Source organism: Spirosoma luteum DSM 19990 (assembly GCF_000374065.1).
In the GTDB taxonomy this organism is placed as follows: domain Bacteria; phylum Bacteroidota; class Bacteroidia; order Cytophagales; family Spirosomataceae; genus Spirosoma; species Spirosoma luteum.
In genome coordinates, this window is record NZ_KB893290.1 from 240,310 (window position 1) to 260,153 (window position 19,844).

The 19,844-nt window shown below is 49.0% G+C and carries 15 protein-coding genes and 1 tRNA gene; 6 read left to right on the plus strand and 10 right to left on the minus strand.

The genetic code is table 11. The features are described 5' to 3' along the window. The first annotated feature begins 12 nt into the window (after positions 1-12). The 3 genes from B156_RS0124460 (at position 13) to B156_RS32680 (ending at position 3,282) form a co-directional block, all read left to right on the plus strand. A complete protein-coding gene (locus B156_RS0124460) occupies positions 13-2,619 on the plus strand; it encodes a DUF349 domain-containing protein (RefSeq protein WP_018622438.1) in 2,607 nt (868 codons plus the stop codon). A gap of 93 nt (positions 2,620-2,712) precedes the next feature. After that, positions 2,713-2,796: transfer RNA gene (locus tag B156_RS0124465), tRNA-Thr, on the plus strand. Positions 2,797-3,102: 306 nt separating this feature from the next. Further along, the gene (locus B156_RS32680) at positions 3,103-3,282 is read left to right on the plus strand and encodes a hypothetical protein (protein WP_425423317.1); all 180 of its coding nucleotides are present in this window, start codon (positions 3,103-3,105) and stop codon (positions 3,280-3,282) included. Positions 3,283-3,882: 600 nt separating this feature from the next. Here B156_RS32680 and B156_RS0124470 read toward each other — a convergent pair. The 5 genes from B156_RS0124470 to B156_RS30570 all read right to left on the minus strand — a co-directional run bounded on the left by B156_RS0124470 (position 3,883) and on the right by B156_RS30570 (position 8,150). Then, the gene (locus B156_RS0124470; protein WP_018622439.1) at positions 3,883-4,557 is read right to left on the minus strand and encodes a LytR/AlgR family response regulator transcription factor; all 675 of its coding nucleotides are present in this window, start codon (positions 4,555-4,557) and stop codon (positions 3,883-3,885) included. A gap of 1 nt (position 4,558) precedes the next feature. Next, a complete protein-coding gene (locus B156_RS0124475) occupies positions 4,559-6,484 on the minus strand; it encodes a histidine kinase dimerization/phosphoacceptor domain -containing protein (protein ID WP_018622440.1) in 1,926 nt (641 codons plus the stop codon). A gap of 168 nt (positions 6,485-6,652) precedes the next feature. Continuing rightward, complete coding sequence (locus B156_RS0124480; RefSeq protein WP_018622441.1) at positions 6,653-7,042, minus strand: hypothetical protein; 390 nt, start codon at positions 7,040-7,042, stop codon at positions 6,653-6,655. Positions 7,043-7,334: 292 nt separating this feature from the next. After that, complete coding sequence (locus B156_RS30565; protein ID WP_018622442.1) at positions 7,335-7,634, minus strand: hypothetical protein; 300 nt, start codon at positions 7,632-7,634, stop codon at positions 7,335-7,337. Positions 7,635-7,937: 303 nt separating this feature from the next. Next, complete coding sequence (locus B156_RS30570; protein ID WP_018622443.1) at positions 7,938-8,150, minus strand: hypothetical protein; 213 nt, start codon at positions 8,148-8,150, stop codon at positions 7,938-7,940. Between the two features lie 840 nt (positions 8,151-8,990). Here B156_RS30570 and B156_RS0124495 point away from each other — a divergent pair. Beyond that, the gene (locus tag B156_RS0124495; protein WP_026261028.1) at positions 8,991-10,151 is read left to right on the plus strand and encodes a glycoside hydrolase family 43 protein; all 1,161 of its coding nucleotides are present in this window, start codon (positions 8,991-8,993) and stop codon (positions 10,149-10,151) included. A 693-nt stretch (positions 10,152-10,844) separates the two neighbouring features. Here B156_RS0124495 and B156_RS0124505 read toward each other — a convergent pair. The 3 genes from B156_RS0124505 to B156_RS0124515 all read right to left on the minus strand — a co-directional run bounded on the left by B156_RS0124505 (position 10,845) and on the right by B156_RS0124515 (position 12,768). After that, positions 10,845-11,258, minus strand: coding sequence for an EamA family transporter (locus B156_RS0124505; protein WP_026261029.1), 414 nt, complete (start codon positions 11,256-11,258; stop codon positions 10,845-10,847). Between the two features lie 92 nt (positions 11,259-11,350). After that, positions 11,351-12,448 carry a hypothetical protein gene (locus B156_RS0124510; protein WP_245563817.1) on the minus strand — a complete coding sequence of 366 codons (1,098 nt, stop codon included), beginning with the start codon at positions 12,446-12,448 and terminating at the stop codon, positions 11,351-11,353. A gap of 92 nt (positions 12,449-12,540) precedes the next feature. Beyond that, positions 12,541-12,768 carry a hypothetical protein gene (locus B156_RS0124515; protein WP_018622448.1) on the minus strand — a complete coding sequence of 76 codons (228 nt, stop codon included), beginning with the start codon at positions 12,766-12,768 and terminating at the stop codon, positions 12,541-12,543. 217 nt (positions 12,769-12,985) lie between these two features. Between B156_RS0124515 and B156_RS0124520 the strand changes: the two genes are divergently transcribed. Continuing rightward, complete coding sequence (locus tag B156_RS0124520) at positions 12,986-15,487, plus strand: TonB-dependent receptor (protein ID WP_018622449.1); 2,502 nt, start codon at positions 12,986-12,988, stop codon at positions 15,485-15,487. A gap of 247 nt (positions 15,488-15,734) precedes the next feature. Continuing rightward, positions 15,735-16,559: an SGNH/GDSL hydrolase family protein gene (locus B156_RS0124525; RefSeq protein ID WP_018622450.1), complete on the plus strand. Its 825-nt coding sequence runs from the start codon at positions 15,735-15,737 to the stop codon at positions 16,557-16,559. Between the two features lie 74 nt (positions 16,560-16,633). On the opposite strand, the gene B156_RS0124530 is transcribed toward B156_RS0124525, so the two are convergent. Beyond that, positions 16,634-18,715: a M3 family metallopeptidase gene (locus B156_RS0124530; RefSeq protein ID WP_018622451.1), complete on the minus strand. Its 2,082-nt coding sequence runs from the start codon at positions 18,713-18,715 to the stop codon at positions 16,634-16,636. Positions 18,716-19,313: 598 nt separating this feature from the next. Further along, on the minus strand, positions 19,314-19,844 hold a 531-nt coding region (locus B156_RS0124535; protein ID WP_026261030.1), incomplete at its 5' end, for a T9SS type A sorting domain-containing protein.

Below are 19,844 nucleotides of genomic sequence, written 5' to 3' on the forward strand. Positions count from 1 at the left end.
TACGTTCCCAACATGGCAAACGAAGAACAGGAAATAAACCAGCAACCCGAAACCAATAGTCAGGCTAAAGGTCCGCTGGCTGCGCAAATTCCCGAAGAAACTGCAACTCCGGCTGTAGCTTCCCACACACCAACAAGCGAGGATGCAGAGACGTTGCCTCCCCTGGCAGTAGACCCCACTGCTCCCGGCGAAGAAACACCGGGAGACCCGGCCGTTGACGGCGCACTGGCAGAATCGTTAACAGACATAGCTGCTGACCCGGTATCCGCCGAGGAAGATTCGGCTGATGAATCGGACGTATCGGCTACCCCTGCTGAACCAACATCGGATGAGATAGCTCAACCCGCTGCTGCGGCAATGGGTATCCCTTCCGAATCAGTTGAATCAGCGGCCCCGGAAGCAGAGCCGGTTGCAGAGACACCCCCCGGCACAGAAGGCAGCATCGAGCAGACTTCCTTTGCCCAGCTGTCTGACGATGAACTGGTTGCAGAAGCCGGGACCAATCAGGGACCGGTTGAGGAAACGCCCGTGGCATCAGTTGGTGAGGGTACATCCCCTGCTACGGAAGAGCCGGTAGCCAGCGTTTCGCCAACTACGGCAGCGGAGTCTTCCCCATCCGAATCAGAAGATGCATCGGTTATCAGCGAAGATGTTACGGCCCAGTATGCGCACGTATCGGAAACGGAAGATGACCACCACACCCAGCAGGAAGTTGACTACAGCCAGTACTCGAAACAGGATTTTGTCGATCTGCTTCAAACGCAGCTGGCTGCTATCAGTACCCCGTCTGTTACCCCCGGCAATTTCAAAAAGGCAGATCAAATCTTAAAAGAGGTAAAACCCCTGTTCGACCAGATGAAGCGGGCCGAGCGCGAAGCCGCCCTTCAACTGTACGTGGCAGAAACAGAATCGGAAGAAGGGTTCGACTATAAATACGACGAAACCGTTGGTCAGTTTGAGGAGCTGTACAAACAGATCAAGAGTCAGAAAAATACTTATTTTCAGAATTTAGACAAGGCCAAAGACACTAATTTCGCATCGAAGACCGATTTGTTGTCCCGTCTGCGCGACCTGGTTGAAAATGATGAGAATAACGCGGGCGACCCTAAAATAAGCTGGAACGAGTTCAAGAAAATTCAGGACGACTGGAAATCGGCGGGCAACATGAACTCCCCGCACAATGCCACGCTCTGGGCTACTTACCATGCGCTGGTTGATCGGTATTACAGCAACCGGAATATTTATTTTGAGTTAAAAGAGCTTGACCGCAAACGGAACACGACCCTGAAAACGGAGGTAATCGAAAAGGTCGAAGCCATGGCGAAAGGCTCGGAGGAGACGCCCGTAACCCGGCAAACCATCGACGAAGCCAACGCTCTTTTTGAAGAATATAAGCATATTGGCCCGGCTCCCAAAGCGGAGCAGGAAGTACTGTGGGGACGCATGAAGGCAGCATTGGATGTGTTGTACGACAAACGCCGGGGACAGACCAACGAACAGCGTAAAGAATCGGCGCAACTGTACGAAGAGAAGTCGGCGATTTACGAAGAACTCATTCCCATTACCTCTTTCTCGTCGAACAGCATCAACGACTGGAATGACAAGACGAAGGAGGTTATGGGTCTACAGGACCGCTGGAATGCCATTAAAGGCCCCATGCCCCGCGAAGAAGGCAAAGAACTCAGTAAGAAATTCTGGGCCGCTCTGAAAACGTTCTTCCACAATAAAGGCGAATTTTTCCGGCAACTGGAAAGCAAGCGGGAAGAGAACCTGCGGGCTAAAACCCAACTCTGCGAGCAGGTCGAAGCCATCCTGGCCTCGGGCGAAGAATCGCCCGAAACGACGCAGACAGTTATTGAGTTGCAGCGTCAGTGGAAAAATGTAGGGCAAGTACCGGAGAAGCAGAAGAATACTATTTTCGACCGCTTCAAAGTGGCCTGTGATGCTTTCTTCGATAAGAAACGCTCCAGAAATCAGGAAACCGAACGGGAGTTTGAAGGCAACCTCACGCAGAAGATTGCCCTTATCGAGCGTATCGAAGCCGCTGCTACTGCCAACGCCGACCTGTCTCAACTCAATGAGTTCAAGAAGGAATGGAACGCCATTGGTTTTGTCCCCAAGAAAGATAAAGATTCCATCCAGAAACGGTATATCAACGCCGTCAATGCCCTGGTGAGTGCAACGGGTAAAATTCCGGCCAAGGATAAGGAGCAGATTATGCTCCAGAGCGAAGCTGAAGTTACCCGCTCGGGCGGATTCCGGTCAGACCGACGCCCGGATGGCGGGGGACGATCAGATCGGCGACCATCAGGTGGTCCCCGTCAGGATCGGGGTTCACGGGGAGATCGGCGTCAGGATGGCGGTGGCTATCAGGATGGTGGCTACGATCGTGATTCGTACCGAAGTGACCGTGATAGTGGTGGTAGTAAGCGGGAGAGCGATATCCGCCGACGCATTACGGCCATCGAAAACGACATTGCCACGTATCGGAACAACATTGAGTTCTTCGCCCGCTCGAAGAACGCTGACCAGCTCCGCGCCGACATCGACAGGAAAATTGCTGATTCAGAAAAACAACTGGACGACCTTCGGCAGCAATTGCGGGTGGAGCAGGCGTAAATTTTTTGTAGAAAAAGCAACCGCAGCTATTTGCGGAAACGTGCTAAAAACACTACTTTTGCATCACGATTCGGAAACGAATCAGAAATAGTTGCCAGTGTCGGATAGCGGTCGATTCCGCCTGATTTGTAATCAGGATGCGCAAGCGCGTCGGGGGTTCGAATCCCTCCACTGGCTCATTGATGATCAGCCATTTAGCAGAAATGTTAGATGGCTGTTTTTTTGTGCATCGTGTTTACAACTTGCCTTATCTATTATTATTCTGTCAGCACTCTATCAAGCATTTTTCCAGTTTTGATAACCTAAGAGGGGTAGAAGTGGGTTAACAGAAAAACAGCTAATTATCCCGTTGAGGTCCCGTAATCAACCCCGATACTAACTTTCCCGGAAACTCATCAAGACGAATTGCCTTAGTTGCGGCCACCAGCATAAAAAGAAGTTGAGCCGATATGTAGCACCCGAACGGGGAAACCACTGCCCGAAATCTATTGCCTTTGCGACCGACTGAGCAATTGCGGCTACCATCTGAGTCCATATCATACCGGACCATGGGGGCAAAGCTATAACGATGAAATGAAGCCGTTTGAAGAAGCCGGTTCCTTATCCCGCGAGTGGTTCGTTGTAGTGGGTAAGCCTTCAGCGTCATTTGCCGGATGTACATAAGCCGTCCACTAGCGGCCACCAGTATCAACCAGTAGTTGGCGCCAGCGTCCGTTTACTTTCTTATGTGGGTCAAGACCTCGGTACTCACAAATCATGGGGCCCAACGTAACGCTTTGGCTTTTGACATAAAATGCCGACGGCAATGCCTCGCGTTCTTCTTGTTTTCGATCCAGTTAATTCAGTGCTCGGTTAATTCGCTCGAGTGCGCCATCTGTTTTCCCCTCATCGAAGCAATATTAAACAGCTTGCCTATACAGGTATTGATTAGTCAGATTTTGCCATTGGCAACCGGTACGAAGTTGCTTAGTCGCTACAAATGTGACACGACTATCAGCCTTTTTCAATTCCCAACACGTTCTTAATGCGGGGATCACGGGCTTTATGCGTGTAAGTTTGAACGAAGGTTCGGCCACGTCAAAACAGCGGTAGCGTTGTGTACCAGCACGCGTGGTACCTTAGCGTTTGACGTGTTGAGTCTGACCACAATGTGCACAGATAACTGCTTAGAGAACCATTCACAAAGGCACTATTTTCAACACAATCTGGACACCACCTGTTTTCGACTATTCTTTATCCCAACGCTATCTTAAAAATGGCTTGTTAACCAAAGACACCTTTATTCGATAGCGGAATTTCTGTATTACTAATTATTACACTTTTAGCACTATATTTTTCGATTTTATTCTTATTTACTACAAAAGCTCGGTGAGTTTGAATGAAATTTGTTGCAGGTAATAATTCCATAATTTGTGAAATAGTCGAACGAAATTTATAAATTTTTTTATCAGTGTGAAACAGCAAATAATTTCCTTCCGATTCTATATAATTGATTTCTTCCAACAGTAATTCGACCTTGTATTCTTCATCTCTCACCAGAATGCTTGGCTTGACTCTGTCTTCCTTCGCCGATTTGATGATTGCTAATTCGATAGCGGCAACTAAATCACTATTTTTGAACGGTTTTGTCAAGTAAGAATAGGCTGAAGTGGCAACCGCTTCACGAATCACTTTGGCATTTTCGTAAGCAGTGAGATAAATAAACGGAACTTTTTGTTTGTTTTGAATGAGTTGGCCTAAGTTAATCCCATCCATTTCACCGTCGCCAAGATTGATATCGAGGATAGCAAGATCAACCAGTTCTTTATTGAGAATAGCTATCGCTTCAGCGGCATTTTTTGCTTCTAAAACCTGATAACCATTTTCTTGAAGAATCTTTTTAGTGAGTCTTCTATTCAGATAATCATCTTCTACGACTAATATTATCCTTGAATTCATTTTAAAAATAAATTTTCAGTTCAAAACCTTTTCTGCGTTGTGTCTCTACCTTACCACTCAGTTGATCTATCAAACCTTTTATTATTTCTACGCCAAGTCCTTTGGTTTCTACATTTATAAAATCAAAACCTTCACCATTATCAATGTAATGCAGGCAGTTGTTTTTTGAATTTTCATCATGCGTAATTTCGATATTGATAATACCATTCGTTTGGTTTTTGAAAGCGTGTTTCATACTATTGCTAACTAACTCTACGATTATCAAACCCAGAGGTAAAGCCTTCTTGATAGACAAAATTTCGATTTCGCAAGTGATAAACAAACTCACATTTTTTAATTTATTATCTAACGAATCCTTGACGAGTTCGGATAGGTCTGTTATATACCTTTTCAAATTAACGTCATTGACACTTTCCGAAACATTCAGTTTTTTATGGAGTAAAGCTATTGAATGTATCCGATTTTGGTTGCTTTTAACCAATTCATCAATATTACTATGGTTAACCGATTCTTTCTGAATTTCTAAAATACTGATAACGTACTGCAAATTATTTTTTACCCGGTGTTGCAATTCAGAAAGAAGAATTTGTTTTTGCTCAATCGTTTTTTCAATTTCGTCCTTTTGAAGACTTATTTCTCTGTTTTTATCTTTCAAAATAGCATTACCTTTTTGCTTTAGACGATTATTACGTATCAAGACTAATGACAGGAAGCCTAAAAAAACAAGAAATCCGATGAGTGCATTCTGTCTTATTGAGTTATCGTAATCTTTTTTAGCTTCTTTTAAATCCCGTTCTCGTTGTTGTATAGCATTTACAACGTTTTGAGTTTGAATAATTCTTGTGGCTGTGTAAAGGCTATCGTTAGCAGCATTCAAAATTTTTAAGTATGTGATTGCTTTTGATGGATTTAGATGTTCATAAATTTGAGCTAAAAGTTTTGCGGCACTCGCCGTAAGAACTAAGTTCTTGAATTTCTTACCACCATTTAAGGCTCTTTCAGCGTAAAAAACAGCCGAGTCTGGTTGGTTTGTTGTATGAAAAACTCCTGCTAAATCAACCGCCTGTTCTGATTCTAAAAAAGGATTACCAAATTTATTTGAAAAATTCATTGCAAATTTTAAGTATTGTAATGCCTGTGCAAAGTTTTTTCGTTTTTTTTCTACTCTTCCCATAATCGCATTTGCATACGATACTTCTATCGGTATATTCAATTCTCGGCAATTAGCATCTATTATTCTGGCAAAATACATGGCAGAATCAAGAACATCTAGATTTTCGTAAACCTCACCAAGATTATGGTAAATCAGCCATTTCCCATTATTTGGAAGTAAGTTAATTTCAGGGTGATGATAGGCTTTCAGTAGCCATTCTAATCGTTGTTTACTATCTTGCTGTTTTTCGTAAACGAGTGCTATCAAATTATAAAATACTATTTCTAATTGGGGATATTTTGCTTGACTTATCTGCAAACCTTCGTAAGCTGTTTGCATCCCATTTTGCCAGTCACCTGTTATAGTTGATACAAAACTTAATGCCTGTAAAGAAACCAACTCACCATACGTATAATTAAGTTTTCGTGCGAGCGTAATTGACTTGGTTGCATATAACACTGCTTGGCGTGGCTCTGTCATGGTATGATACCTTGCCAACCGCCATAAATTGATAACGCTATTGGTGTCTTCCGCAAAAACTGTCAATTTTAGTTTTAATCTATCTACCTCTTTCGTAGGTAAATTAAGCGGTTGACCGAATCCAGATGTTGCATAGGTCGTGATAAATACAAATGTTATCTTATACTCAACCAGAATTTGTTTGCAAAAACCCCAAGCCGCCCTAATTACCTGTCCCCAGTAGAGAAGGAGAATTTTAAGAAGAGAAAATTTTGCAATAATTTTTTTAAAGAGTATAGTTAATTTGTTGAGCATTTTTATTATAGATAGTATACAAAAAATACCTCTTCTTATCTGTTTTACTTGAAAAGAAGAGGTATTTTTTATCAGAGTTGTGTTTAACAAAAACCTTTAACTACTATTTGAAGGTTATAAAGTATAGTTAGAGGTTTTTATGTTATCCATTCAATAAACTTTCATAGACTATGGCTTCGGAATAAAAAGTTTGCCAGTGCCACACATGGCAATTGTTCCAGTAGTAGCCCATTCCAACTGCACAGGCTTAGTAACATCCGTTACTTTAATAACCCAATTCTGCTGATAATTTCCTGAACCGATTGCTCCAAGTGGCCTACATGATTCGCACGTGCCATTAGTAATTTTTATATTATCTTTTGTAAGCGTTGAACCTCCATTGGGAGCTCCCCACTTTGTTAAAAAATTAAGTTTACCTGCTTCTGTGGTTTTTTGTTGCTGTAAATGGCTTGTGTTCTTCAATTTTGGATTCTTATCGCACCATAAAGTGTTGTGGTTTTGGGCAAACGCTAAATTTCCAATTAATGATAATAGGGCAAAAGTTAGTAATTTTTTCATTTTTATAAAGTTTATATTTTTTTGCCTACTCTAAATCAGCATTTTCGGCTTCCTGCTTTAGTTATGCAGCTAACTTAATTGCCAACTATAGAATCTTAAAATTTCCGGGATAGAATCCTTATTTTAGGGATAGAACAAAATTCCCGTTCATCGAACGCTTTAGTCACGACCTTGCCTGATAGTATAGAGAGACTAAAAAAGCTTGGGTTCAATCCGATTAAGCAGTAATCCCCCTTTCCACACTTGGTTGAGCCCGAAACAGGGGATACCATTCCTTAGGTTGACTTTAGTCTTATGTGGCCCAGGCTAAGGCGTTCTGCCATAGCTGGTACTGGTGTTGACTAATTTTTACGTGTGCTACTTCTGAAGCGGATGTGCAAAAATTCGTTTCCCGCCATAAATAGGTCCGTGCATAGTCAATTGCATCACTAAAGGTAGGGTGTTGCTTGATATACCAGCTACTGACCTGACTAATCAGTAAGCTCCGTTGCTGTAACGAATCGGCCAGCAACGTAACCAGCGAAAATAAGCACAATGAAACGGGCGTGGTGCGGGCAATGGATTTATCACTACACTGCCGTTGCGTCTTCACTCTCAAGTGTACCCGTACCAGTGCAAAAGTTGTCTCTATTGACCAAGGGCGCACAAAATAGTTAATTATCTGGCTGGCCCGTAACGATCATCGGTACTAACTAACCCCGTCAACTTGCCATCCAGACGTACAATCACCCAGCGGATCGACACCGGCTGCTTGCCAGTATGATACCATAGGGCCGTACCAGTGCAGCAGTCGACGAGTTAAAATTGACCTCCGCACCAGTCGCTTACAGTCAAGGACTCCCATTGAGTTTGTTCATCATTGGCCACCTCCATCAGCGTAGGCAAACGTTGCCCTTTAAGGTGCTTTGTCCCCGTTTGCCATCAGCCTGAACCGGTTCCGGTTCAGGCTGATGGCCGCATCTAACCGCAACCGACTCATCAGACTAATCTGGCCCTGCAAACTGCGGAACAGGTCGATGAAGGCATAACTGCTATTGCCCACAGCAATCACACTCCGCTCACTAGCCCACCGTTTTACTTGCACAATCAGATGCCTGGACCAGACCATCAGCTTTTTTGTGGCTACGGAGCTTATTGGTCTAGTAGCGTTCGGCAAGGGCCGTCAGAAAGGGCCACCGGTGCGGACCCACACCCGATTGGCCCAGTGTATTTTTGTCAACACTGCACGGGCGACCCCGCATCACGCTGACCCATCACAACCCACTACCTTCGACAAATCGACTCTTACTGCTGCGAAGTGCGTCCCGATAAATGCCTCTGGGGTCAATCTTTGATCCCCACTGCCGTTCGAGAGTCTCATCAATGCCGACCATCAGCGGCTGTTGACCAGTGAATTTAGTGAGTAGTTGCTGGAGCAAAACCTGACTAGCCGTTCGTGCTGACCAGCGGGCATGGCTTGTACCCGGTAGTACTTATGGAAAGCCTTCTCCTGTTGTAGGCCTACGATGCGAAGTAAGGCGGTGATAGTTCGCTTGCCGGGATCCAGTATTGCGCTAACGTTAGCAGTTGGACATGAGCTAAAACCCTTTTGCAAAACAGCTCTGCGTAGGGTAATATTACGGTTGAGAACTCGCTGGCAAGCATCGGCATATAGATTTGGCGACCGCCGGACGGCCCCGCCAAATCTATATACCAAAGCCCTAACGGGCTTTTTTCAAAACGCTGAAGTCAGGCTTAGCCGGTGTTTAAAAATGATGGCAGTCGGGTAAGGCTGCCAACCCTAAAATGGAAAGGATCGGGTGGGTGGTGAATGGCGATACAGGAACGTGGTCGGGGAAGTTTTATGCCTGGTCAGCTTTACATAGTAGGCTACTGCTCAACGGGGCTTTTTTCGTTTTGGACTACCCCCAGTAGGCGTTTGGCTATCAAATCACAACCGATCAGTACCATGAAGATGTATTTATTCCTGTCTCTATTTTTAACGAACCTGTTTTTGTCTCCTTCCCTGGCTCAAACGAGACAACGTGTAGCAGCGACCACTTTTTCTAATCCCTTACCGGTCCCAATGGGTGATCCGTACATGTTGTACACTCAGGGCACCTATTACCTGTATGGTACGGGTGGCGGAGCCGATAAGGGATTTGCCGCTTATTCCTCCAAAGACATGGTCAACTGGAAGCGAGAGGGACAAGTATATTTTCACGATAATCCGCGGGGCTGGAGTGATCCTGGTGCTAAATGGGGCGGTGCGTACTGGGCGCCGGAAGTGTATGAGGTGAAGGGTAAGTTCTACCTGTTTTATAGCGCCCAATGGAACGTAAACCCGGCGCATGATGCGGAAAATTTCCGGATTGGTGTCGCCGTGGCAGACAAGCCAACCGGCCCGTTTATTGATCTGGCCAGCCAGCCCATTTTTGATCCCGGCTATTCCATCATTGACGCCAATGTGTTCTTTGATCCGAACGGTAAAGCCTATTTGTACTTTTCCCGTTGCTGTTATAAGCATCCGGTCGAGAGCGAAGTCGCCGATTTAGCCCGCCAAAAAGGGTGGTTTGAACAGATTGAAGAAAGCTGGGTGTACGGCGTCGAGCTGAAACCCGATTTTTCGGGCGTCATTGGCCAACCGGTTTTATTACTGCGCCCACCCCTTACGTTGAGCGACCAGCAGGCTGCCTGGGAAAGCCAATCGGTGACGGCCCGCGAGGTTAACCGGCGCTGGACGGAGGGTTCGGTTACCTTCAAAAAAGATGATACGTATTACCTGATGTATTCGGCCAATTATTTCGGGGGGCAGTATTATGCCATTGGGTACGCCACTTCCCGTTCGCCTTTAGGCCCGTATAAGAAAGCGGCCAACAACCCAATATTACAACGAAACACGGCTCAGGGGGGCTCGGTAACGGGCACGGGGCATAACAGTATCGCTTACTCACCAGACGGCAAAGAGATGTTCTGTGTGTACCACGCCCGAACGGCTGAAACGGGCGAAGATCGCGTAGTTTGTCTGGACCGGATGCAGGTAGAAAAGGGAGTAATAAGGATTCTGGGGCCCACTACCACGCCCCAAAAACTCCCTTCAGGCGCATCAACGGCAGTTCGTACTAATTGACGATTTATTGAACGGTTAGTCCCACTACATTCGACTGGACATTAAGGTAAGCATGATCTGACTTAGTGACTGATGTTACATAGCCTTAGTAGCGAATAGAATAAATTGACTTTTCAGGCTGTTCAACTCCCATAAAGCCAGTTTGGTCGCGTTTAGCGTCAGCAATATTTATAAGCAAAGTGTTTTTTGACGTTGTGAGCCGAAACGCTTCCAACATAACATAGGCCGATATGGAGGGAAAAGATGATTGCTCCAGTGACGGACTGTATGAGCTGGTGAACACGAATACTTCGTATTCGACTTGATATACTTGTGGAATTCGTCGACCTTCCAACGGCGGGCTGATAGCGTCTGAGTGCAAACGCCATCGGCCCGCCCCGGCGTCTGATTTGAGTTCGACCCTGTTATCGAGCGTCAACACAGCATTTGGCAATCTCTTCGACAAGGGACGCCCAACTTGCCAGAGTCGAGCCGATCCATATGCCTGCTGGTGGAGACTTCGGGTAATAGCATCATGGAAAAAGTTTATCCTCGACCAGGGAGGATAGACCAGTGGCTGTGGTTCGGCCCTGGCTGGCGGTAGTCGGAGTAAAGGTCAAAATGGGCGAGCCGAAGTGCTTAACCGATTCTTAGTTAAATTTAATCAGTAGGCTGACAGGCTGAAAACAGCCTGCTCACCATCCTGTTAGTTAGTCACAGAATCAGTACTAAGGTTCCGCCAATAATCAGTGCGGCCCCCACGGCGGCTTTCCAGGTCAGCACTTCGCCCAGAAAAACAACGGATAGCAGAATGGCAATGGCCACGCTCAGCTTATCCACCGGAGCCACCTGCGACACCTTCCCCAGTTGCAGGGCTTTAAAGTAGAAGATCCAGGACAGGCCCGTTGCCACACCCGACAGAATGAGGAACAGCCAGTTTTGCCGGGTCAGCGTGGGCAGGGAATCAATGCCATCCCGCGTGAACACGATGCCCCAGGCCACAAGCAGGATAACTACCGTCCGGATGGCCGTTGCCAGGTCGGTATTGACCCCTTTTATACCAATTTTAGCCAATATTGCCGTTAGTGCGGCAAACAACGCAGAAAGCAGGGCATACATCCACCACATAAAACAGCATCTAGAAATGAACGATTAATGACTATCTATGGCGGGAACAGCTGTATAATGCGTATTCAGCCCATACGGCTATCTGGCGAATTTCACCAGTTTACCTGATTGCGCAGAACCGGGAATTCAGCAAATTCAAGCAGCAGTTTATCATACTGTCGCGCCAGCTTCGGCTGACCATCGAGCCGCGCTACCTGTGCCAGTACCTGATAGGCGTAGGCGCGTACTGTTTCTTCCCGAACGGCACTTTTTACTACTTCCTGCGCATGCGTCCGTGCGGACGCATGCTGGCCCATCTCCAGGGCATAACGGGCTTTCAGTAACGTTCCCATCTGTTTATAAACCGGGGCATCACCGGCCATTGTCTGCTGAATCAACAGTGGTATAGAATCCATTTTGTGCGCGTTGAGCAGAGCCTCGGCGTATTTGTAGCGCCAGAACGGGTTGTTGGGGTAGCGAACTGTCAATTGCGCCAGGTAAGGCAGGGCTTCGGTAGGGCGATTTTCGTAGTCCGTCAGTAAATGGGTTAGGTACATGATGGCTTCGGTACGCACGAACAAGGCCTGTTTGGTAGCAATCTGTAGCTGACTCAGTCCCAGATTTTTATTTCCCGCCGTCATCACCCAGGCTACCGATTTGTAGAACGGGTGAATTTCGGGGTATACGTCCCGGTAAAAGTTGTACAATCCCGTTGAGAGGTAGAAATCCGGGTAATGCTGCTGGTAGGCTTTGCCTTTCTGCACAAACGGGTAAGCATTTTTCGCATAGCGAACGGTAGCCATAACTTCATGTTCGTAGTGGCTGATTTTGGCCAGCATTGCTTCGGCGGTAAAGTACACGAACATAGCTTCGGGCAATGCGGCCTTATCATCCCCGCTTTTTTTGAGTGACTGCTGCCAGTCTTCAGCTTTGCGGGCGGCCTTTTCCAGTTGCTGGATACAGGTACGTTGCAGCGCCAAATTGGTGCGGGCCGGAAACCACTGGTAAAACAAACTCACGCCCCGCAGCAAATCGACAGCCGGGTGCCGGGGCACCAGTTTATCCAGCTGGGCAAAGGTCTGTTCAGCCTCCGTAAATTTCAAATCGTACACCTGGTCCAGCCCCGTAGTCAGCAGCGAACGCCCGGCCGGGCTACTGTTAATGATGGGATACTGCGCCAGTACCTGCGTACTCATCCAGGTAAATAGCACACTGGTTAACAGTATAGTAGGTAAAATTCTTTGTATCGGTATCATTAACAGGGCCGTTCATTCGGGGATTTCTCCCGCCAAAGATACGGCTATTAGGCGGGTGTGATGTGTTGTTTATCCAGCATCAGTATGACTTTACCCAGTTGGTTGGCGGCAATCATCCGGACACCGTCACAGTTATCGTTGGGCCAGTCGGGCGGGTGGGCGGGTTGCTGATACCCATCGTTTTTACGGATACAGCAGGTTTCGGTTGGCTTGAATAAGTCCGGTGTGAGCCGTTGGTCGTGTTCCGGCCGCCCCTTCCGGCGGTTGATAAACAAATCGCCAGTCTGCCGGGCTGGTGCGTACCCATACCACCCCCAGCTTATCCACTCCCTGCTTATCTATCGTGGGCTTAATCTGCGAACAAAAACCACTCAACCTATATTTATAGGGATTGAGTCCGGCAGAAACGGCATTTAACCGCGTTCATTTCCATTCGGGCAACGCAGTCTGCATTTTTACTCTCTTTATCGTATATACAACCAACTTTACATCATGTGGCTCAACATTACCGGCCAGTTTTTACTGATACTGACAACGAGCGTCGTCCTGGCGCAATCGCCCGTTGTTCAGCCAGCTCCCACCCCACCTGCTCCGGTCAGTGAAACACCCGGCAAAGGCAACGCAAAAATTACCGGCTACGTGGTTGACTCGACTCTGACCAAAGCCGTTGAGTTTGCCAACATCGCCCTCTACACGACCAGCGACAAACTGATTGATGGCACCGTAGCCGATGACAAAGGGAAATTTACCCTCAATAAACTGGACCCTGGCACCTATAAGGTGCTTCTGTCCTTTATTGGTTTCTCTCCCAAAACAATCAACAACGTAGTCATTGATAAAGGCGAGAATAAAGACCTGGGCGTTATCCGGCTAAGCAACAGTACACGTACGCTGAAAGAAGTAACCGTGGCCGGGCAGAAGGCCCTGGTTGAGGATAAAGTGGACAGGCTGGTGTATAACGCTGACAGCGACCTGGCGGCCAAAGGGGGTGATGCGACGGACATTCTCAAAAAAGTACCCATGCTGTCCGTCGACCTGGTGGGTAATGTATCCCTGCAGGGAAGCACCAATGTGCGGGTGCTGATCAACAACAAACCGTCGTCTATTCTGGCTGGCAACCTGGCCGATGCGCTCAGGCAAATCCCCGCCGACCAGATTAAATCCGTTGAGGTTATCACCTCACCCTCTGCCCGCTACGATGCCGAAGGAACCGGGGGCATTATCAACATCATCACCCGGAAAAATACCCTGCAGGGTGCCCACCTCGATATTAACGGGGGCGTGGGTAACCGTACCTCCACGCTGGGACTGAATGGCAGCTTCCGGCAGGGCAAACTGGGCGTAAACCTGAACGGCAATGGCCGGGCCATCTATAACAAAGCCAGCACCGACCTGGAGCAGAGCACGACTATCAATGGCACCACGGTACGCACCAGTCAGCAGGCTAGTGCCTTCGACAAAGGACTGTTTGGGCAGTACGCGCTGGGACTTGACTACGACCTGGCCCCAAATCAATCGCTCACGGGGGGAGTCCGGTTCGGTATTCGGAATTTCAACCGCGACCAGAACCTGAATACGACCCTGTTTACGAACGAAGTAGCCGGTACCCCCGCCCGCCGGGATGTGTTCGGCAAGGACCTGTCGAACTCGATTGACGTGAATGTCGACTATCTGCACACCTACGCCCAGGCCAAAGACCGGACGCCCAAAGAGTGGAGCATTTCGACGCAGTACAGCCAGAACAACCTGACCAATAATTTCGACGCGAACCTGCTTACGAATACGGGGGTATTGACAAGCCGTCAGCGCAACATCAATTTCAACACCAACAAGGAGTTTACATTACAGACCGATTACGTTACCCCACTCACCCAGCGTCAGTCGGTGGAGTTTGGGGCTAAAAGCATCATCCGGCAGGTGAACAGCGAGTACCAATACCAACTGGCCGCTCCCAACGCCGATTATGTGACCGATACGCAGCGGCCAGCCGGGTCACTTAACTACGATCAGACCATCTCGGCGGGCTACCTGTCGTACACCTATAACACGCTGAGTAAAATATCCATTAAGGCCGGTGCCCGCTACGAGTACACGACCATTCAGGCGGGCACGGCCGAGAATGCATCCATCGCCATTCCGAACTACGGCAAGCTGGTGCCCAGCCTTAACATCTCGAAAAAGCTTGGCGAAAGTACTACCGTCAAGTTTGCCTACAACCGCCGGATTCAGCGGCCGGGCATTCAGCAGTTGAACCCGAACTTCAACGCATCCAACCCCCAGAACATCACCATTGGCAACCCGCTCCTGAAACCCGAAATCACCGATCGTATTGAGCTGGGTTACAGTACATATGTCAAGAAAACATACCTCAATTTCTCGGTCTACTCCCGACTCAACCGAGATGATATTCAACAGTTGAGTCAGCGATCCGACACGTTGGCCGGAGCGGTGGTTACGTCGTTTCAGAACATCGGTAAGGAGTACAACTACGGCTCCAACCTGTTTCTAACCATCAACCTTACTCCTGCCTGGAGTATTAATGGCAATTTCGACCTGATGTACCGCTACATTAGCGGGCAGGCGGCTGGTCTGGATGGGCAATCGGTCACGCTGACCAACACGGGTATCAGCATCGGTGGCCGGTTCGATACGCAGGCGCAGTTGGGCAAGGGCTGGGCCATACAGGGAAATTTCGGTACGCGGGGCCGCCGGATTCAGTTGCAGGGTTACAGCAGCGGATTTATCCAGTACTCGCTGGGGCTACAGAAATCGTTTGTCAACAAACGGGGCAGCCTGGGGCTGGCCGCCGAAAACTTCCTGACGAATGGCATGGTGTTCAAAACCGTCCTTAATTCCCTGCCATTCAATCAGGTATACCAGCAGAACATCTACAACTCCAGCATCCGCCTGACATTCAGCTATAAACTAGGTCGTCTCAACGTAGCCCCGCCCAAAAAGAGCCGGTCGGTGAAGAATGATGATGTGATTGAATAAAGGCGCTTTTGTTCAATCTCTGTTACCGACGCCTTTGGCTGTTACGTCCCTACAGGACGCGAATAAAATCGTTCTATCAGTTTACTTGGTAAACGTTCCCTGGGGATTTACCCGCCAAAAACGTTGGTAGAAGTCGGTAGGATAAACGGACCATACCTCACCCAAAACCCGTCCTGTAAGGACTCAACAGCGGAGCGTCGGTAGAATACCCAACAAATCACCTTTTTACCCCCACCAACCGACTCGAATGAAAAAATTACTTCTGCTCGTCGCCCTCGTGGGTCTGTTCAGCTCCTTCAAAGACGACCAGCTTACCTGGATGGCTCTCGGCGATTCAATTACGTACCTGAACGACCACCCGAATGAAACCGGCAATCGGGTAACCAAGGGATACATGACGCGCGTCGTTGAAAAACTGCCGAATATTCATTACACCAACAAGGGCTACAACGGCTGGACGGCGGTGCGTATCGCGCAGGAAATTGAGAAACTGGGGCTTACCAAAGCGGATATCTATTCGGTCTTCCTGGGCACCAACGACTGGTGGGGTGGTAAACCCCTGGGACATTTTACCGATTATCAGACTAGTACCGGCAATGCCACCGTTTATGGCTCGTTTCGCATTATCATCGACAAACTCCGCAGCCTGAATCCGGCTGCCCGTGTTATCCTGATTACCCCCATGCAGCGGGCTGATTTCGTGTACCTGACTAATTTCAAAAACAACGCTTACGGGTCGTATAAGCCTAAAAACGGGCAATCCCTAGAATCCTTCGCGCTGGCCGTCGACTCCATTGGCCGTTTTGAACAGTTTCCGGTGGTTGATTTGTACCACACAAACGGTTTAAAAGTAAAGAAACTGGTGAAGTACAAGCGCCTGAAAGACCAAAAAACCGGTCAGTACCGCAACTACAAATACCCGGCCTTCATTGATGTTCCTTTTAATCCCGAAACCGACGAATACCCCTACCCCATCGGTGCCGTTAACATGACTTACGACGGTCTGCACCCCTCCGACAAAGGCAATGCACTCATCAGCAAGCAATTGGTACGTGTGATGGGGAAGTACTGATTGGGACGCTACGCATACCCGGTCAACCCATTAATCAGTCGGGGGAGCCAGTTACTGGCTCCCCCGACTGATTTTCACACAAGCAGTCCGCTTCGGCGGAGCATGGCTTTGGGTGATGGTTCGCGACCCCGGAATTTCTTGTACAACTCCATCGGTTTTTCGCTGCCTCCGCGTTCCAGCACGTTCCGGCGGAAACTAGTGGCGGCTGCTTTGTTGTCCAGCCCGCCATTTTCCTCGAAAAAGGCAAAAGCATCGGCATCCAGCACTTCACTCCATTTGTAGCTATAGTAGCCCGCCGAGTAGCCGCCCGCAAAGATGTGTGAGAACGCCGGGCTGGTGGCCACCCCGGCCACCCGTGGAAACAGATTAGCCACGGCATCAATGCGGTCCTCCACCTCGGTAACGGTCTCGCCGGTTGGTTTCTGGCTGTGGTAATACATGTCCATCAGGCCAAAGCGGAGTTGCCGCAGCGTAGCCATACCCGCCAGGAAGTTCTGACTGACCCGAATTTTTTCAATTAGCTCGTTTGGAATCACGTCATCCGTCTGGTAGTGCCGGGCGAACAGCCTGAGGGCTTCGGGGTTATAGCACCAGTTTTCCATGACCTGCGAGGGTAACTCAACAAAATCACGGGGAACGTTCGTACCGCTTAGGCTCTCGTACCGGCTATTGGCCAGGATTCCATGCAGGGCATGCCCAAACTCATGAAACAGGGTCGTTACCTCGCCAAACGTTAAAAGCGACGGTTTGCTCTCCGAAACCGAATCGAGGGCCGGGTCTACCGCACTGGTGGCCTGGATAGGACGCGTGAAGTTGCAGACGTTAATAATGTGCGGACGGATGTTCTCGCCGTCTTCCATCCGCTGCCCCCGTACATCGTTCATCCACGCACCACTGCGCTTGCCGGTGCGGGGGAAATAATCGCCGTAAAACACGGCCAGGAACGTGCCATCCGCATCGAACACCTCGAACGTTTGTACTTCGGGGTTATACACCGGAATATCACTGCGCTCCCGGAACGTGATGCCATATAGTTTTTCAGCCAGCGCGAACGCACCGTTCAGCACATTATCGAGCTTGAAATACGGTTTCAGCGTTTCATCGTCGAGGTCGTATTTTTCTTTTTTCAATTTATCGGCGTAGTAGCTGCTGTCCCACGCCTGGAGGGTATCCTCCGGAAAGCCGTTGGCTTTGGCGTAGGCGGTCAGTTCGGCGAGTTGGCGGTCGGCGGCAGGCCGGGCAAAGGTCACCAGTTCATCCAGGAAATCCTGCACTTTATCGCGGGAACCAGCCATGCTATCCTCAAGCACAAAATCGGCGTGGGTCTCGTATCCCAGCAGGTTGGCCCGCTCGTGACGCAGCGAAACGATTTTCTTAATAATGGCCGAATTATCGTATTCATCACCGTGAAAACTACGACCGTTGTAGGCCAGATACAGTTTTTCGCGCAGTTCGCGGTTATCGGCGTGCTGCATGAACGGCCCGTAACTGGGTGCCTGCAACGTGAACGCCCAGCCCTCCAGCCCTTTCTCGACGGCAGTTGCTTTGGCGGCTTCCCGGACGTAATCGGGCAAACCAGCCAGGTACTTTTCGTCGGCAATGGGCATCACGTAGCCGTTGGTTTCGTTCAGGATGTTCTCGCCAAACTGGAGGCCCAACTGCGACAGCTCTTTATCAATTTCCCGGATGCGTTCCTTACCCGCTTCGTCCAGGTTGGCCCCGTTACGGGCAAAACGTTTGTACGCTTTTTCGAGCAGCATAGTGCTCTCCGGGTCGAGGGAGAGGCTGGCCCGCTGTTCATAGACCGCTTTTACCCGCGCAAACAACGGTTCGTTCAGGGAAATATCGTTCCGGTACTCGCTAAGCAATGGCGAGGCATCCTTCACTATTTTCTGTAGTTCGGTGGTAGTTTCAGCACTATTCAGGTTGAACAGCACCGACATAACCTTACCCAGCAAATCGCCGGACCGCTCCAGAGCGACAACGGTATTCTCAAACGTGGGTGCAGCCGGGTTGTCGGTAATAGCGGCTACTTCCCGCCGACCTTCTGCCATCCCCTCTGTTAGGGCGGGCATGAAATCGGCATTGGTGATTTTGTCGAATGGGGCCGTTTGATGGGGTGTCGCGTACGGCAGCAAGAATGGATTCTGTGACATTGTTGGATTAAGAATGACCGTGTTCCATTACCGTTGCCGCAACAATACGGTAACGACAGGCAACAGGCCAGTTTGGTTGATTCTAGCCAGTTTAACAGTCAGGTTTGTTGACTAAGTTTCCGGAGAGGGCTATAAACGAAGTAAGGGAAGCGGATAACGAAATCGGGGCCGATGAAGTAAGGGCATCCGGACTGGTATCGGGATGATTCTACTACCTCGATTTTCACTGGTTCCCCAAAGACATTCCACACCAAAATTAACGTTTTATTACCCGTAAACAGCCAAACGCAGCGAGTAGGAACGGGTGAAACGATACGCTACGGGGCTGGTTTTCGAGCCAGACGATGCTTTGGCAGTTTGCCCGGCAGTGCGTAACAGACCGGCGAACAGGCGTTTCTGTTCAAGGGGTAAGCCTATGTTCTGATGTCACGCCGAGCGTCATTATCTCCTTCCGATTTATACAATGCCCCAACGGAAGACTATAAGGTTGCGCTTTCGGTTGAAAAGGCCGGTTAAATCAGACTGCTGAGAAAAGGCGGAGGGGACACCCAATTGAGTATCCCCTCCGCCTTTTACGCTACCTTACTACCCCAATGACTTAGCGTTTCAGTAGGCGCAGGCTCTGCACCCGCCCCGGACTAACTATCGTCAGGATGTATATACCGGTGGGTCGATTACCCAAACGCAGGCGCACTTCGTGGTGGTTGGTGAGCACATGTTCCGTCCGGCTCAGGAAGGGCTGGCCTATAAGATCAGCCAGCAATAATTGCACGGGCTGGTTAGCCACTCCGTCGAGGCTCAGCACAAACTCGTCATTGACCGGGTTGGGATAAACGCTCGCTCTTAGCCCCACAGACGGCTCTATTGCTGCCAGGGCGGCTGTACGGGCACCCACCGGACACTGTGCCCGAATGTTCCAGACGTAAGTCACTTCGATGCCGTTCTGGCGGGCTCTGAGCGTCAGAGGCTGAGCATCGGCAACTGTGCGCAGTTCGGTATCCACAAACTGATTGGGGTTGGTTGTCCAGCCAGTGATGCCAACCGAAAAATACTCAATAGGCGTCCCATTACCGCCAATGGTTTTGAAAGTGAACGCGCCCGACTGGCAGTTGTACTCCGGAGCTATGAG